A 15,646-nucleotide genomic window follows, 5' to 3' on the forward strand; every position below is an offset into this window, starting at 1 on the left:
TCCCACGTGGCCCGCGCCACAGGCGGGGCCGGATAGCTGGGTGTCCGGTGCCGGGGTCGTTATGCTCGGGTCCGGCCATCCAGAGCGACCGAGAGACCTGGCTCGTTGACGTCGCAGCAACCCCCCGACCGTGGGTGCGGGTGCTACCGCCAGGATCGATGGAGGTACCTGTAGTGCGTACGTCGCGTGCCGAGCGGTCCAGCCGGCTCCACGTCACCTGGCATCGGTGGCGTCGACATGTGGATCTCTGCCGGACCAGCACCATGCTCTGTCCCGGCCAGGACTGACCGCAGCCGCCGGTCGGCGGGTATCCGGCCGCTTCTCGCAACCACCCTTCCCGGCGGCACCGTCGTCGCTGCCCGTGGCCGTCCACCGACCGTGGCAGCCGTCGGCGTACCTGCCGCCGGACATTTCATGGAGTTTCCGCACATGCGCATCACCGCTGTTTCCGCCCGCCTGCTCTCCGGAGTCGCCGCCCTCGCGCTGCTCGGTGCCGTTGCCGCCTGCGGCGGCGGCTCGTCCGGCGATGCGGCCGAGAATCCGTACGACCTGCTACAGCCCGGCACCCTGCGGGTCGGCACCCTGACCGACGCCCCGCCGAACGTGTACCTGAAGGACGGCAAGTTCACCGGATTCGACAACGACCTGATGACCGCCGTCGCCGGCAAGTTGGGGCTGAAGGTCGAGTTCGTCGGCACGGACTTCTCGGCACTGCTGTCGCAGGTCAACAATCACAAGTTCGACGCGGGCAGTTCGTCGATCACCATCACCGAGGCCCGGAAGAAGACCGTGGACTTCGGCAACGGGTACGACTTCGGCTACTTCGGCCTCGACGTACCGGCCGGCTCGCCGATCAAGAGCTTCGCCGAGTTGAAGGGCAAGCGGGTGGTCGTGGTGCAGGGCACCGTGCAGGACGACTACGCGACCAAGGAAGGGCTGGACCCGGTCCGGGTGCCGGACTACAACGGCGCGATCAACCAGCTCAAGGCCAAGACCGCCGACGCCTGGATCGCACCGGCGGAGATCGGCGAGAAGTCCGCACAGGACAGTGCCGGAAAGATCGTCCTCGTCGAGAAGCAGCTCAGCTCGGCCCCGACCGCTTTCGTGGTGGCCAAGGGCAACGACGCGCTGCGCGAGGCGCTGGACAAGGGGCTCGACCAGGTGATCGAGGACGGCACCTGGACCCGGCTCCAGGACCAGTACTACCCCGGGCGGCCGATCCCGGACACCTTCAAGCCGGGTAGCGGCACCGTGGCGTACCCGCCGGTCAAGGCCGGTTCGGCTGGCCCGGCCGGTACCTCCGCAGCCCCGACGGCCACGCCCGCCGGCTGACTCTGACGCGAAGGCAGACGCGGGCTGCCGACGGACGGATCCGAGACGACCAGAGGCGAGGCGATGGAAACCCTGAGAACGTTGTGGGAAACGTTCTTCGACCTGGAGTCGATGCGCGAGGCACTGCCCGAGATGCTGACGGTCGGCCTGCGCAACACCCTGTTGCTGGCCCTCATCTCGGCCATCCTGGGAACGCTGCTCGGCATGCTCCTGGCCATCGCCGGCCTGTCCCGGACCCGCTGGCTGCGCTGGCCGGCCCGGATCTACACGGACGTGTTCCGGGGCCTGCCGGCCGCCGTCACCATCCTGCTGATCGGGGTCGGGTTGGCGCCCCTCGGGCTCGCCTGGTGGGGCCCCAACCCGTACCCGTTGGGCATCCTGGCGCTGTCGCTGATCGCGGCGGCGTACATCGGGGAGATCTTCCGGTCCGGCATCCAGAGTGTGGAGGCCAGCCAACTGGAGGCGACCCGGGCGCTGGGGCTCTCCCACGGCGCCGCCATGCGTCTGGTGATCATCCCGCAGGGCGTACGCCGGGTCCTGCCGGCCTGGGTCAACCAGCTGATCGCCCTGATCAAGGACTCCAGCCTGGTGTACTTCCTCGGCCTGGTCGCCAGTCAGCGGGAGCTGTTCCGGATCGGCCAGGACTACGCCGCGAACACCGGCAACGAGTCGGCGCTGCTGCTCGCCGGGATTTTCTACCTGGCCATCACGGTGCCGCTGACCCACCTGGTCAACTGGGTCGACCGGCGGCTACGGGACGGGCGGACCGCCGGCCCGGACTCCGATTCCGATTCCGACGATCCGGTGGCGCTGGCCGGCGAGACCGCGCTACCCGCCACCGGGAGAGGGGCGTCGCATGCCTGACCGTAGCCAGTCGAGCGGGGTCGGGACGGCGCTGACCGGCACCGGCTACGAATCGGTCAGCGTGGCGACCCGGGACGTACACCTGGCCTTCGGGCGCAACCAGGTCCTGCGCGGCATCGACCTCGAGGTCGGACGCGGCGAGACCGCCTGCGTGATCGGCCCTTCGGGGTCGGGGAAGTCCACCCTGCTGCGGACGATCAACCGGCTGCTGGAACCCGACCAGGGCGACGTCCTGCTCGACGGGGTGAGCGTGCTGGACCAGGACCCCGACGCGCTGCGCCAGCGGATCGGCATGGTGTTCCAGCAGTTCAACCTGTTCCCGCACATGACGGTGCTGCGGAACGTCACCCTCGCCCTGCGGCAGCTCAGGAAGCTCTCCCGGGACGAGGCGACCGAGCTGGCGCTACACCAGCTCGACGTGGTCGGCCTGCGGCACAAGGCCGACGTCCGGCCCGGCCGACTCTCCGGGGGCCAGCAGCAGCGGGTGGCCATCGCGCGGGCGTTGGCGATGTCGCCCCGGGTGATGCTCTTCGACGAGGCGACGTCGGCGCTCGACCCGGAACTCGTCAAGGGCGTGCTGTCGCTGATGGCGGATCTGGCGTCGCAGGGGATGACCATGGTGGTCGTCACCCACGAGATGGGTTTCGCCCGGCAGGTCGCGGACCAGGTCGTCTTCATGGACCGTGGCCGGGTGGTCGAGGCCGGTCCGCCCGCCGAACTCTTCGAGGCGCCCCGCAGCGAGCGGCTCCAGCAGTTCCTGTCCCAGGTGCTGTAGGCGGAATCCCGACCGGACAACGCCCGGTCAGTCGCTCTGTGACCAGTAGTTGCGAGGCGGCAGTTCCACCCACAGGTCGGGCGGCCCGGTGACCGGGCGGGCGTCGGCGAGCTTCAGGCCGGCGTACGCACAGCAGTAGGCGACGGCCTTGTGCCGGTACAGGTACGTGCGGAGAATCTCGTCGGCCGGCTCGTCGGAGTTGGACCATCCACCGCCGGCGTGCAGGTCCCAGTCCTCGACCACACCGTTCCGGTAGATGCTGCCCTGGTTGCCACTCTTCGGATTGGCGTACATCGCGTAGCAGACCGTCCCCGCCGACAGTCGCCTGGACACCCCCGGTGTCGACGCTCCGTACGCCCACGGCTGGCTGACGACGCAGCCACCCGGCACATCGGTGACACCGACGGTCAACAGCGCATTCCCGTTCGACGAGCGATCGGACAGTTCCTCCATGACCGACTCCGGATCGTCGTCGGTCTCGATGACCGTGGCCTCCAGCCGCCGTACGGCCTCGGCCGCGTCGATGCCGGCCACGCAGCACAGGCTCAGGCCCTCGTAGTAGAAGTCGCCGAGCGCGTCGAGCAGGCGGTGGGCGTCGGTGACGGCGGCGGACTCGGCCGGCGAGAGACCGGGAACCCCGGACGGGACCGGAAAGAGATCGGGGGTCCGGCTGGCCAGGCTCAGCCGTCCCGGCGACCACCCGGCCATCATCGGCCGCCACGGGTCCGCACCGGCCGCGAGGAGTACGCGGGCGTTCTCGGGCCGGTCGGCCTGGACCGCGATCCACAGGGCGGTGCGGCCGGCGTATTCCACGTCGACGTCCTCGACGAGACTCGCCAGTTCGGCGACCACCTCGGCGGAGCCCCATTCGGCCGCCGCGTGCAATGGTCCTCCCCGGCCCCGTACGTCCCCGTCCGGGTCGGCGCCGGCGGCGAGCCGGGCGCGGACCTCGGCCAGCTCTGACCACGATCGCCAGCCCATGAGGGACCATCCATCAGTGTCAGCCACGCCCAGACCTCCCCGTGTCACATCCTCGAACCGACGGGACGGGACAGCGGCGTCACCCCGTCCGTACGATCCTGGCTCGGGGCACCGACATTATCGCGGAGCGTCGGTCGGTGGAGGTGACGGGCGGACGAGACCGACTTCTGGGTCAGGCTGGAATATCGGCTCTGCCGGGGCGGACAGGCGCCTGCGCGCGGAACTTCTGTCGGTCCCCCGGGGCATCATCGGCGGATGGAGAAACCGAGGATTGTGCCGGCCGAGGAGTGGCAGCAGGCCCGAGAGGATCTGCTCAAGGCCGAGAAGGAAGCCACCCGCGCGCTGGACGCGCTCGCCGCGCGTCGTCGCCGCCTCCCGATGGTCAAGTTCAGCAACGGGTACGTCTTCGACACACCAACCGGCCCCAGGACCCTGCTCGACCTGTTCGAAGGCCGGCGGGAGCTGGTGGTCTACCAGTTCATGGACAACGGGCCGGACCACTACTGCCCGGGCTGCACCTGGTTCACCAGGAACGTTCCCGAGGCGGCACCGGCCGCGCTGGCCGAGCGCGGGATCACCTGGATGACCGTGTCGAACATGCCGCTCGCCCAGATCGAGGCGTACAAGGCGCGGATGGGCTGGACGGTGCCGTTCGTGTCGTCGCACGGGACGTCGTTCGCTGACGACTGTGGTGCCGGTCGGGGCTTCATGCTCAGTGTGTTCCTGCGCGACGGCGAGGACGTCTACCGGACGTACGGCACCACCTCACGCGGCGTCGACCGGCTCGTCTTCGTCAACAGCATCCTCGACCTGTCCCCGTACGGCCGCCAGGAGGACTGGGAGGACTCCCCGCCCGGCTGGCCGCAGCACCCCACCTACGGATAGTGCGGAGCCGGACGGATTCCGTTCCCCGGCTCGGCACGTTACGAGTGTCAGCCGGGGAACGGCGCCCGTACGCCGGGCAGCGCGGTCGCCGGTTGGGCGGCGACCGCGTCGGTCTTCGGGACAGGAGCGTCCTGCGCGTTCCCGGCGGCTTCATCGGCGGTCCCGGCCTCGGTCCCGGCACCGGCCTCGGTCCCGGCACCGGTCTCGGTCTCGGTACCGGTGCGGGCGCTGATCGTGGTCTGCGGGACCGTCGGGTAGGCCGGAACCAGCAGCAACGCCACCAGGTCCTGGCAGAGGTGCACCACGATCGCCAGCAGCAGGCTGCCCGAGAGCAGGTAGACCGCGGTGAACAGGCTGCCGACCAGAGTGATCCCGAGCATCCCGCGCCGACCCTGGTAGGCGTGCGCCGCGACGAACAGCGCAAGGCTGGCCAGCGCCACCAGTGCCAGCGGCAGGTGGTAGAGCTGGGTGCCGACTCCGATGAGCAGGCCGCGGAAGACCGCCTCCTCGGTGATGCCGGCGGTGACCGAAACCAAGATGGCCAGCCGGCGTTCACGCGCGTTCTGCGGCACCAGCGCGGCCGTTCCGGCCCTGGCGGCAAACGTGTGTCCCCGGCGCATCCGGCTGCGGGCTCGTAGGCCACCGACGCCGATCACCAGCAGCACATATGACGCCAGCAGGTAGTCGAGGCCGTCCCCGCCGGGCCAGGCCCAGCCAAGGTCGGCGGCCGACAGGTCGGCGCTGGCGAACGCGATCGCCGGAACGAAGGCCGCCATGATCCACGAGCTGAGGATGAAGTTGCGGTAGAACCGGACCCGCGCTCCCGGTTCGGCGACGAGTTGCTGGAGGAAGCGGCTCCGGAGCTTCGCCCCCAGAACCACGTCGACCAGTTTGGCCGCCAGCAGGGTCGCGACCAGTAAGTGCGTGGTCAGTTCGAGGGCCTGGTTCACGAATTGTGATCATCGCGGCAGGCCGGGGCGGTGACAACCCTCCGATCGGTGTGAGCGTGCGCGTCGCCCCCGCGCTCCCGCGCGGTGCCCGTGTCCAGGACGGCAGCGTTGATGGCATTGACCTGCCCGGCGAACTCCGACATCACGGTCACCTCGATGCCGGCCTCCCAGAGGAGTTCGATGCCGACGCAGTCGGCGAAGACCGGCGGCTCCCGCATTGCCACGACGACCCGGCGGATCCGCGCCTCGATGATCAGCTCGGTGCATGTCCGGTGAAAGGAGCGGCGGGTGGTGCACGGCTCCAACGAGGAGTACATGGTTGCGCCGGACAGGCCCAGCGCGGCGCCGTCGAGCTTGGCCAGGGCCTGCTGTTCGGCGTGCACGGACGGGCCCGTCTCCCGGGAGTACCCGCGAGCCAGCTCCGTCCCGTCCCGGCCGACGACGATCGCGCCCACCGCGTAGGCCGTGTCGCTGGTGGGGCAGAGCCGCGAGACGTCGACTGCCGCCTGTAGCCACCGCCGGTCGACCGTCTGCTGATCAGTCACGTCTTCCCTCCCGATTCGATCGCTCCGGACGGAGAAGGCTTGACGGGCTGCTTCACGCTGCCTACCCGGCAGCCCGTTGGCGACCCGGTACCGACAGCAACTACCTGGGCTCGCCCCCGGACTGCCTGCTGAGGAAGATATACCGTTCCTCGGGGGTGAGTTCCCGGGCCACCCGTTCTTTCGCGGTTGCCAGTACGTCGTCGATCGGTCCACACACCCGACATTCGACAATTCGCACTGTTCCGTCTTCGTGGGTGGTGATCAACCGCCGACCATCAGGGCTGAAATGAAGGCTGTTTGCGGGCGGGGTGGCGGTGTCGAACACCAACGGCTCACTCGGATCCGCGACGCTCCACAATCGAATGACGCCGTCGTCGGCAGCGCTGGCCAGCCAGTTGCCGTCGGGGCTGAAGGCAAGATGTCGCACCGCTCCCGGCTGTTCCAGCGGTCTCGTCGGTATCCTGCCGCCGCTGCCGTCGATCGGCCAGATGTGTAGGCTGCCGTTCTCGCTGGCACTGGCGACGAGCCGCCCATCCGGGCTGATCGTCAACGCCGACACGTTCTGGTGCGCGCCCAGACGACGGAGTCTGCCATTCGCCGCGTCCGCCCACAACACGGGCCCGAACCCCCAAACGGCCAGCATCGTACCGTCGGGACTGAAGGCGGCGAGCGATACCGGCTCCAGGACCCTTGGTCCGGTGGGAGCAGAGGTATTCAGCACCCGCAACCGTGTGTTGCAGTTCAGTGCGAGACGTATGCCGTCCCGGCTGATGGCCATGTCGTAGGAATCGCGTACTCCCGCGTCGTCGCACTTCTGCGCGAAGTGCCTCACCACTGTTTTCAGGTCCCAGGTATGTGCCGCGCCGGTCGAGTCGAGAGTGGCGACGCGCCGTCCACCGAACTGTGCGGCGAAGGCGACGAAGGGCCTGTCATGGGTCCCGATGATCTCCGGCGCGGATCTGCCGGGAGACCATCGGCGCAGGGTGGCGTCGCGTCCCGCGCTGATCACCGTACGGCTGTCCGGGCCGAACACGGCACCCACGGATGGTCCCCTATGGGCCCGGAGGATGACCGGCGCCACTTCCGTCAGATCCCAGAGGCGTCCGGTGCCGTCGGTGCTGACGCTGGCCAGGCTCTTCCCGTCAGGGCTGAACACGACGTTGGAGATGCGACCGCGGTGTCCGCGCAGTGTCGCGGAATGCGTCGCGTTGGTGGAATCCCAGATGCGCGCCGCCCGATCTCCGCCCGTGGCGATCCAGCCGCCGTCCGGGCTGAAGGCCACCGTGGTCGCCACTGCGGGATGGGCGGTGAAGGAGACGAGTGCTCGCGCCGCGGCGGGATCCCAGATCCGGACTCTGCCGGTGCTGTCGGCGACGGCCAGCCGGCCGTCCGAGCTGAACGCCACGTCGGTCACCGGACTGTCCCCGGGAAGCGCCGTCGGGATGTCCGGCCGGTTGGTGTCCCACACGCGTACCGACCCGTCGGCTCCGCTGACGGCCACCCGCCCACCGTACGGGCTGAACACGATCTTGTGGGCCAGTTCCGTCGTGCCGCGAAGGACCACCGTGTCACCGCGCTCGACGGTGCCCGAGATCCGGACGGTGCCGTCGGGGCCACCCACGCCGAACCGCCGCCCGTCCGGACTGATCGCCAGCGCCAGTCCCGGGCTGGTCCTCTGCGCCAGTGTGACGGGACCGAAAGGGTTCACCAGGTCCACCAACAACAGTCGTCCATCGCCGGTGGCGACGGTCATCCGCTGCCCGCCCGGTACCAGTGCCGCATCGACGATCGGGGCCGATTCCCAGAGGGATGAGGCGAGAGTCGTGGACTCGGCGAGGTTCCGAACGTTCCTTACCTGTACCTCCGAGCCGCCGGTGGTGACCAGTCGCTGGCCGTCCGGACTGAATGCCAACCCGCCCACGTTTCGGTCTCGCATCATCCAGACCCTCGTGCTCCGAGCCACGAGGGTTGCCTGTCGGAGTACGACCTCGGCCTCGGGGGTGGGCTTGACCGCGTACGCCTCCCGGGCCAACAGCAACGCCAACTCGTGATCCAGATCGAGTTGCGCGCGAGCGGTGGCGGCCAGTCGGCGTGACGAGGCCAGGTCCCGACCGTCTTCCGCCTGCTCGGCCTGCCCCACCGCCGCTCCCGCCAGGACGCTGAACACCACGAGCACGGAGACCAGGCTGGCCGTGGCCGTCCACATCCGTCGTTGTCGGCGCCGGCCGGCGCGGAGACCAGCGATGCGGCTGGCCTCCAGGAAGCGCCGCTCGATCGGGGAGAGCATGACCCGGGTGCGGTTCGTCCACTGCATCGCAAGGGAGAGGCGGAGCCCCCGGTACAGGGCCCCCGCGTCACGGTTCAGCGACACCCACGTGGCGGCGGCCTGGGTCAACTGGCGGTGCAGCCGCAGGCCATCGCGGTCCTCGTCCAACCACTCACGCAGCCGGGGCCACGCGGACAGCAGCGCCTCGTGGGCGATCTCCACCGACCTGTCCTGCACCGTGACCAGTCGCGCCGCCGCCAACCGGTCCAGCAGGTGGTCCCTGGACAGCTCATCGCCCAGCTCCGACAGCTCGACCCGGCGTCGGGCCACCTCACCGTCCGCTCCGACCTCCACCATCCGTAACAGCATCTCCCGCAACCGGCGACGCTGACTCTCGTCGAAGTCGTCGTAGACCCGCTCGACCGTCTGGGTGAGAGCGCCCTCGACCCCACCGGCAGCCTCGTATCCGGCCAGGGTCACGATGCTGCCACGTCGACGCCGCCATGCCTCCAGCAACGCGTGCGAGGCCACCGGGAGCACTCCGACCCGCCCCGCCACCTCGGCCACGATGATGGCCACCAGAGCGGACTCGACCTTCAGGCCGGCGTGCTCGGCCGGCTTCGTGACCGCGTCCCGCACCTCGACGGCGGTCATCGGTCCTACCAGGACCTGGCTGTCCGTGAGCGCCTCCACGAGTGCCGGGTAGTCGGCGCACCGGGCATAGAAATCGGCCCGGACCCCCAGCACCACCCGCGCCCGGCTCCCCTGGTCGAATGCCAGGGCCAGCAGGGCGGTCACGAACGCCGTGCGCTCGTCGACGTCCTGACAGAGCAGGAAAAGCTCTTCGAACTGGTCCACCAGCAGCAGCAGTTCGACTCGATCCGGGTCGCCGGCCAGCGCCTGCCTCAGGATCAGGTGCGCCCGGGACGGATCAACCCGAAGATCGTCCAACACCGCACCGGCCGAGATGCCGGCCTGGCGAGCCAGCCGAGCGGCAAGTTCGGCGAGCGGGTGGTCGCCTGGGGTCATCAGTATCGCCGGCCACTTCTGCCCGTCGGACAACTGACCATCGCGTACGGCCGGAAGCAACCCCGCCCGCAACAGCGACGACTTTCCGCTACCGGACGGGCCGAACACCGCCAGAAACCGTCGCCGCCCCAGTCTCGCCAGTACATCTCCGACCAGGCGCTCACGGCCGAAGAACCACTCGGCGTCCTCCGGCTGGTACGCGGCCAACCCCCGGTACGGGCGCAGCCGCCCACCGCCCACCGGCTCACCGGCCGGCTCGGGCTGTACTTCCTCCAGGGCGGCGGTGGCGGCCTTCCAGCGCGCCTCCCACACCGTCCGGTCTCCACCACACGCCTCGACGTACGCCAATGTCACCGGCAGGGTCGGAAATCGTCGCCCCGCCGCAGCCTCGGAGAGGGTCGCCGGGGCGAAGTGCGCCCGCCGCGCCAACTCCCGGTACCCCGGTCGCCCCGCCTCCTCCCGCAGTCGGCGCAGTTGCGCGGCAAAGCGCTGCACGGGCCCGTCGTTCGCACAGATCGGCTTCTCAGGTCGCGGCACTTTACTCCCGTCCACTTCTCCAAGGTCACTGTTCGACGTTGATCGATCTGCCAAGCGAGTCGAGAGCCGAACACGAACCGAATACGCAGGACCGACCGGTGCGTCCCGGGCCGGCAACCACCGCTGACAGCGGCGCCACGCGGCAACGACCGCAACGCTTCCGTCGAACTGTTCATGCGGCTGCTAATCGCCGAACGGCACGAGACGTAATTATCTCCGCCGATCGATCCTACGAGGCCCACTCAAACAGGAACGGACCACGTCATCGTCCGGGGTGAGAACCTGACCGCCGCGCGGGCACGGCCGGCATCAACCCTGCGCCGGCCGTCCGGCCCGATCGCGTTCGGGGCGTCGGAAGACGGGCGCCTCGGTGATGGCGGAGCGGTTCGACCTGACCGATCGACAATGGGCGATGGTCACCACGGCCCCGTCGACGCGGTCAGCCGAGCCGTCGTTTGGCCGGTGTGCGAGGGTCACCGGGCCGGTATTTCGCCGTCCCTCACCGACGCCGTGAAAGCCGTCCAGGCGGCAGATCGCCGTGCGGGGTACCCATCGACGGGTCACACTGTTGCTCATGACGAGGGGCCGCCCTCTCCGCCGCCGACCTACTACTGGACGGGGACGCTCGTGCCTGCCGACCTCACCCGCCGGGACTTCCTGGGCCTCACCGCGGGCGTTGCCGCCGCTGCCGCCGGGCTGGCCGCCGCCCGCACCGTCGAGGAGCACCACCGTGTGATCGTGATCGGCAGCGGGTACGGCGGGGCGATCGCCGCGTACCGGCTGGCCGAGGCCGGGGTACGCAGTGTGGTGCTGGAGCGGGGCCGACGCTGGCCGATCACCCCGGCCGGGGACACGTTCCCGCCGTTCCTGAGTCCCGACCGCAGGTCGTCGTGGTTCACGCCGACGCCGGTCTACCCGGGCATGCCGCCGGCGGTGTACCGGCCGTACGCGGGGCTGTTCGAGAAGATCGTCGGGCAGGGCATGAACGTGATCACCGGTGCCGGGGTCGGCGGTCTCTCCCTGGTCGACGGCGTGATGCTGCAACCCGCCGAGGCGGTGTTCAACCGGGTGATGCCCGCCCAGGTCGACTACCAGGAGATGAACGACCGCTACTATCCCCGGGCCCGCTCCCGGATCGGGGTCGGCACCATCCCGGACGACGTACTGGCCCACCAGCGGTACGCCGGCACCCGGCTCTTCCTCGACCAGGCACGCCGGGCCGGCCTGCCGGCGGGCCGGATCGACGAGGCGTGCGACTGGTCCGTGGTCCGGGACGAGCTGGCCGGCGACGCGGTGCCGTCGGCGTCGGTCGGTGAATACCTGACCGGGATCAACAGCGGCGCGCGTACCTCGGTGGACCGCAACTACCTGGCCTGGGCGGAGGCGAGCGGGTTGGCCGAGGTCAGGCCGCTGCATGTGGTGACCGACGTGTCGACCGACGCGCAGGGCCGGTACGTCGTCCGCGCCCGCCACATCGACACCGACGGCAACCTGCTGGAGCACGTGGTGCTCACCGGCGACGCGCTGTTCCTCGCCGCCGGCTCGATGGGTACCTCCCGGATGCTGGTGCGGGCCCGCGACAGCGGGGCGTTGCCGAGGCTGTCCGACCAGGTCGGCCGGCACTGGGGCAACAACGGCTCACGGATCTACCTGCGGGCGCTGGTGCCCGAGCCGACCGGGGTGTACCAGGGCGGCCCGACCAGCGTCGCCGTCATGCGCTGGGACGACCCGGACAACGCCGTCTCCATCGAGTTCGGTCCGGCGCCGTTCCCGGTGGAGACCCACGCGATGCCGGTACCCGGATTCGGAATCTGCGCTCCGGTCGGCCACTTCGAGTACATTCCGCTGACCGACGACGTCCGGCTGATCTGGCCGCCCGACGGTGACCTCGCCGCGCAGCGGGCGATCCGGGCCACCCTGCGGCAGTTGGTCACCGGGTCGGCCGCTCCCGGTCCGCTGCCGCCGCCGACCGGGATCGGCGTACTCGACGGTCTTCTGTCGCTGGCCGCCGCCGCGCCGTACGGGCTGCTCGACATGAACGGGCTGGAGCCGTACACCTTCCATCCGCTCGGCGGTGCGGTCCTCGGCCAGGCCTGCGACGGTTTCGGTCGGGTGGCCGGCTACCCCGGACTGTACGTCGTGGACGGTGCCCTGATCCCCGGCTCCACCGCGGCCTGCAACCCGGCGCTGACCATCGCCGCGCTCGCCGAGCGCTGCCTCGACGACGTGCTGACCCGCGACGTCGGCACCGTCTTCTGATCCGCCCTTCCGACCGGCGCCGTCTTCTGATCCGCCCTTCCGACCGGAAGGGAGGTCGGCTCAGATCAGCAGCAGTGTCTTGCCCACCGCGGTGCGGTTCTCGATCGCGGCGTGGGCGTCGGCGGCCCGCTCCAACGGGAAGGTCTGGCCGATCAGTGGGGTGATCCGACCCGCCGCCACCTCGTCGAGCGCCCGTACCAGGTAGCCGCGGAACTGCTCCGGGCTGAGCTGGACGTCCCCGATGCCGGTCGCGGTGATGTCCCGGGCCTTCGCCACCTCCGGGTCGGCGGCGGCGAACGCGCCGGCGGGAGTGCCGTGCGCCGAGAACCGGCCGCCGGCCCTGACCAGGTCGAACGCGGCCCGTCCGTAGTCACCGCCGGCGCCGTCCAGCACCACGTCGAGTCCTCCGGTCGCGTCCCAGACCCGGTCGGTCCAGTCCGACGTGGAGTAGTCGACCAGCACGTCGGCACCGAGTTCGCCGATCCGGTCGAGCTTGGCGGCGCCCCGGGCCGCCGCCACCACCGTGGCGCCGGCCGCGGCGGCGAGCTGGACCAGGATGGCGCCCATGCCACCGCCGGCCGCGGTCACCAGTACCCGGTCCCCCGCGGTCAACTTGACGATGTCGGCCAGTGCCAGGGCGGTGACGCCGTCGTGCAGCACCGCCGCCGCGTTCCGCGGGTCGACCCCGTCGGGTACGGCCACCAGACCGTCGGCCGACACGACCGCCCGTTCGACGTATCCGCCCTGATGGCCGGTGGCCGCGACCACGCGCCGGCCGACCCAGCCCGGATCGACGCCCGGACCGACCGCCGCGACGGTACCGGCCACACCCACTCCGGGCCGGTACGGCGGCCGCACCGGAAACACCGCGCCGCCGTGCCCGCCGCGCACCATCGTCTCCAGCCACAGCACCTCGGCCACCTCGACCGCGACCACGACCTCGCCGGCTGCGGCCACCGGTTCGGCAGCCTCCCCCGGCACGAGCACCTCCGGCCCACCGAACCGCGCCACCTCGATCACCCGCATGCCTGATCTCCTCCGGCCCCAGTACCGCGACGGCAGGGCTGCGCGTCGACGGCCGCTCACCCGACTGCGCCAAGTCTCGAACGTCAAGCGGACTTGAGGTCAATACGCAGTCGGGAAAGACCGTCGGTCCCCCGCACTACCCTGCGGGCATGGTTACCGTCGCCGAGGTGCGAGCGCTGGCCCGTACGCTGCCGCGAACCACCGAGCACCTGATCCGCGACCGGGTGAAGTTCCGGGTCGGCTCGATCGTCTACGTCGCGTTCTCCCGGGACGAGACGACGATGGGCTTCGGGTACCCGAAGGAGGAACGTGCCGCGCTCATCGCGGCCGAGCCGGACCTCTTCTTCCTGCCGCCCACCTCCGACCTGCGCTTCCATTGGGTCTGCTGTCATCTCGCCCGGCTCGACCACGGGTACATGACGGAGTTGGTGACCGACGCGTGGCGGATGGTCGTACCCAAGTTCCTCGCCCGGCAGCGTCTGGGCCGGTAGCGACCGGGTCAGTAGGGGGTGACCCCGGCCGGCAACGTCGAGTTTTCGGCGGCGGTACGGACGTAGTCCAGCAGGATCCGCCGGAACGCCCGTGCGGCGTGGGTCGGCTCCGCCTCCCGCCGTCGGGCCAGCGCGATCGTCCGGTGCACTCCGGGCGGGGCGAGCGGGGTGACCCACAGGCGGGGGCGCCGCGCCACCACGATGCCCGGTACCAGGGCGGCGCCCAGTCCCGCCTCGACGAAGCTGAGCACGGCGTCCATCTCGCCGCCGTCCACCGCCAGCGACGGCTCGAAGCCCGCCTCCCGGCAGGCCGCGATGGTGGCGTCGCGCAGGTCGTAGCCCTGCCGGAACATCACCAGCGGCTGGTTCCGCAGGTCGGCCAGCCGGACCGTGCCGGCCGGATCGGTCATCGGCAGCGGATTCAGCGAGGCGACCACCAGGTTGTCCCGGAGGATCGGCTCGGCCCGCAGCGCCGGGTCGGGGCCGTGCCCCGGCTGGATGATCAACGCCAGGTCGAGTTCGCCGCGCAGCAGGTCGCGGACCAGGTCCTGCGAGCCGCTCTCCTCGACCCGCAGGTCGACGTTCGGATGGGCGTCCCGGAACCGGCGCAGCACCGCCGGCGCCAGCGAGGTGGCCAGGCTCGGGGTGGCGCCGAGCCGAACCCGGCCCCGCCGTACCCCGACGAGTTCCTGGACCTCCCGCCGGGCGGTGTCGACGTCGGCGAGGATCCGCTTGGCGAGCGGCAGCAGCACCTCGCCGGCCGCCGTCAGCCCGATGTTTCCGCGTACCCGCTCGAAGAGGGGGGCGCCGAGATCCGACTCCAGGACGTGAATCTGCTTACTCAACGACGGCTGGGTGATGCCGACAATGTCCGCCGCATGGGTGAAATGCCGGGTTTCGGCCACCGCCACGAAGTACCTCAACTGGTGAAGCTGCACCTGCATAGCTTACGGCTATCGACACTGAGCCTTCGATGCATTGGACGACTAATCAGAGGTCTCCTAGCGTTTATCGGGTGACAGCAGTAGGAACGCGGTCGCCGATCCGATCCAGCATCGGCCTGAAAGCCGTGATGGCGGTGACGGGCATCCTCCTGGTGCTCTTCCTCATCGCGCACATGCTCGGCAACCTCAAGATCTTCGTCGGTCCCACGTCGTTCGACCACTACGCGCACTGGCTGCGGACGATCGGCTCACCCGTACTGCCGGACACCTGGTACCTGTGGATCCAACGGTCGGTGCTCGGCATCGCCCTGGTGGCGCACATCTGGTCGGCCACCGTACTGGCCCGGCGGGCCCGGGCCGCCCGGCCCGTCCGGTACGCGCACCGGCCCAAGGTGCAGGGCAGCTACGCGGCCCGGACCATGCGCTGGGGCGGCGTGATCATCGCTCTCTTCGTCGTCTACCACCTGCTGGACCTGACCACCGGGGACCTGAACCCGGTCGGCGACCCGCGCCGGCCGTACGCGAACGTCGCCGCCGACTTCGCACCCGAGCGCTGGTACGTGACCCTGCTGTACGTCGTCGCGATCGTGACGCTCGGCTTCCACCTGCGGCACGGGATGTTCAGCGCGTTCCGCAGCCTCGGCCAGCAGACTCCCCGGGGCGAGCGCCGGGCCCGCGCCGTCGCCCTCGGCTTCAGCGTCGCGCTCTGCGCCGGCTACCTGGTCGTCCCCTTCGCCGTGATCGCCGGATTGGTGCGCTGAC

The 15,646-nt window shown here is 70.3% G+C and carries 13 protein-coding genes and 1 riboswitch; of the genes, 7 read left to right on the forward strand and 6 right to left on the reverse strand.

Annotated features, from left to right (window positions below):
- Window positions 1-72 precede the first annotated feature (72 nt).
- Window positions 73-165, forward strand: a riboswitch (SAM riboswitch).
- A gap of 264 nt (window positions 166-429) precedes the next feature.
- The 3 genes from ACFP2T_RS35595 to ACFP2T_RS35605 all read left to right on the forward strand — a co-directional run bounded on the left by ACFP2T_RS35595 (window position 430) and on the right by ACFP2T_RS35605 (window position 2,971).
- The gene (locus tag ACFP2T_RS35595; protein WP_377429695.1) at window positions 430-1,332 is read left to right on the forward strand and encodes an ABC transporter substrate-binding protein; all 903 of its coding nucleotides are present in this window, start codon (window positions 430-432) and stop codon (window positions 1,330-1,332) included.
- Between the two features lie 63 nt (window positions 1,333-1,395).
- A complete protein-coding gene (locus ACFP2T_RS35600; RefSeq protein WP_377429697.1) occupies window positions 1,396-2,196 on the forward strand; it encodes an amino acid ABC transporter permease in 801 nt (266 codons plus the stop codon).
- A complete protein-coding gene (locus ACFP2T_RS35605) occupies window positions 2,189-2,971 on the forward strand; it encodes an amino acid ABC transporter ATP-binding protein (protein ID WP_377429699.1) in 783 nt (260 codons plus the stop codon). Before ACFP2T_RS35600 ends, ACFP2T_RS35605 begins: the two co-directional genes overlap by 8 nt.
- Window positions 2,972-2,998: 27 nt before the next feature.
- Here the strand turns inward: ACFP2T_RS35605 and ACFP2T_RS35610 are convergent, their stop codons facing one another.
- Window positions 2,999-3,979: an ankyrin repeat domain-containing protein gene (locus ACFP2T_RS35610; protein WP_377429701.1), complete on the reverse strand. Its 981-nt coding sequence runs from the start codon at window positions 3,977-3,979 to the stop codon at window positions 2,999-3,001.
- A gap of 228 nt (window positions 3,980-4,207) precedes the next feature.
- Here ACFP2T_RS35610 and ACFP2T_RS35615 point away from each other — a divergent pair, with 228 nt between their 5' ends.
- Window positions 4,208-4,837, forward strand: coding sequence for a DUF899 domain-containing protein (locus ACFP2T_RS35615; RefSeq protein ID WP_377429704.1), 630 nt, complete (start codon window positions 4,208-4,210; stop codon window positions 4,835-4,837).
- A gap of 47 nt (window positions 4,838-4,884) precedes the next feature.
- Here ACFP2T_RS35615 and ACFP2T_RS35620 read toward each other — a convergent pair whose 3' ends face one another.
- The 3 genes from ACFP2T_RS35620 to ACFP2T_RS35630 all read right to left on the reverse strand — a co-directional run bounded on the left by ACFP2T_RS35620 (window position 4,885) and on the right by ACFP2T_RS35630 (window position 10,122).
- The gene (locus tag ACFP2T_RS35620) at window positions 4,885-5,787 is read right to left on the reverse strand and encodes a CPBP family intramembrane glutamic endopeptidase (protein ID WP_377429706.1); all 903 of its coding nucleotides are present in this window, start codon (window positions 5,785-5,787) and stop codon (window positions 4,885-4,887) included.
- On the reverse strand, window positions 5,784-6,332 hold the full coding sequence (locus tag ACFP2T_RS35625; protein ID WP_377429708.1) for a cytidine/deoxycytidylate deaminase family protein: 549 nt from the start codon (window positions 6,330-6,332) through the stop codon (window positions 5,784-5,786). The genes ACFP2T_RS35620 and ACFP2T_RS35625 overlap by 4 nt, the downstream gene beginning before the upstream one ends.
- A 100-nt stretch (window positions 6,333-6,432) precedes the next feature.
- Window positions 6,433-10,122: an nSTAND1 domain-containing NTPase gene (locus ACFP2T_RS35630; RefSeq protein WP_377429711.1), complete on the reverse strand. Its 3,690-nt coding sequence runs from the start codon at window positions 10,120-10,122 to the stop codon at window positions 6,433-6,435.
- A gap of 669 nt (window positions 10,123-10,791) precedes the next feature.
- Between ACFP2T_RS35630 and ACFP2T_RS35635 the strand changes: the two genes are divergently transcribed.
- Complete coding sequence (locus tag ACFP2T_RS35635; protein ID WP_377429714.1) at window positions 10,792-12,423, forward strand: GMC oxidoreductase; 1,632 nt, start codon at window positions 10,792-10,794, stop codon at window positions 12,421-12,423.
- A gap of 60 nt (window positions 12,424-12,483) precedes the next feature.
- On the opposite strand, the gene ACFP2T_RS35640 is transcribed toward ACFP2T_RS35635, so the two are convergent.
- On the reverse strand, window positions 12,484-13,449 hold the full coding sequence (locus tag ACFP2T_RS35640; RefSeq protein WP_377429717.1) for a zinc-binding dehydrogenase: 966 nt from the start codon (window positions 13,447-13,449) through the stop codon (window positions 12,484-12,486).
- A 149-nt stretch (window positions 13,450-13,598) separates the two neighbouring features.
- On the opposite strand from ACFP2T_RS35640, the gene ACFP2T_RS35645 reads away from it, so the two are divergent.
- Complete coding sequence (locus ACFP2T_RS35645; protein ID WP_377429719.1) at window positions 13,599-13,940, forward strand: MmcQ/YjbR family DNA-binding protein; 342 nt, start codon at window positions 13,599-13,601, stop codon at window positions 13,938-13,940.
- Between the two features lie 8 nt (window positions 13,941-13,948).
- On the opposite strand, the gene ACFP2T_RS35650 is transcribed toward ACFP2T_RS35645, so the two are convergent.
- Window positions 13,949-14,884 (reverse strand): LysR family transcriptional regulator, encoded by a 936-nt coding sequence (locus ACFP2T_RS35650; protein ID WP_377429722.1) that lies wholly within the window; start codon window positions 14,882-14,884, stop codon window positions 13,949-13,951.
- A gap of 29 nt (window positions 14,885-14,913) precedes the next feature.
- On the opposite strand from ACFP2T_RS35650, the gene ACFP2T_RS35655 reads away from it, so the two are divergent.
- Window positions 14,914-15,645, forward strand: a complete 732-nt coding sequence (locus tag ACFP2T_RS35655) for a succinate dehydrogenase cytochrome b subunit (protein WP_377429724.1) — start codon at window positions 14,914-14,916, stop codon at window positions 15,643-15,645.
- Window position 15,646: the final 1 nt, after the last annotated feature.

The sequence above is a fragment of the Plantactinospora solaniradicis genome, assembly GCF_042658085.1.
Lineage (GTDB): Bacteria > Actinomycetota > Actinomycetes > Mycobacteriales > Micromonosporaceae > Plantactinospora > Plantactinospora solaniradicis.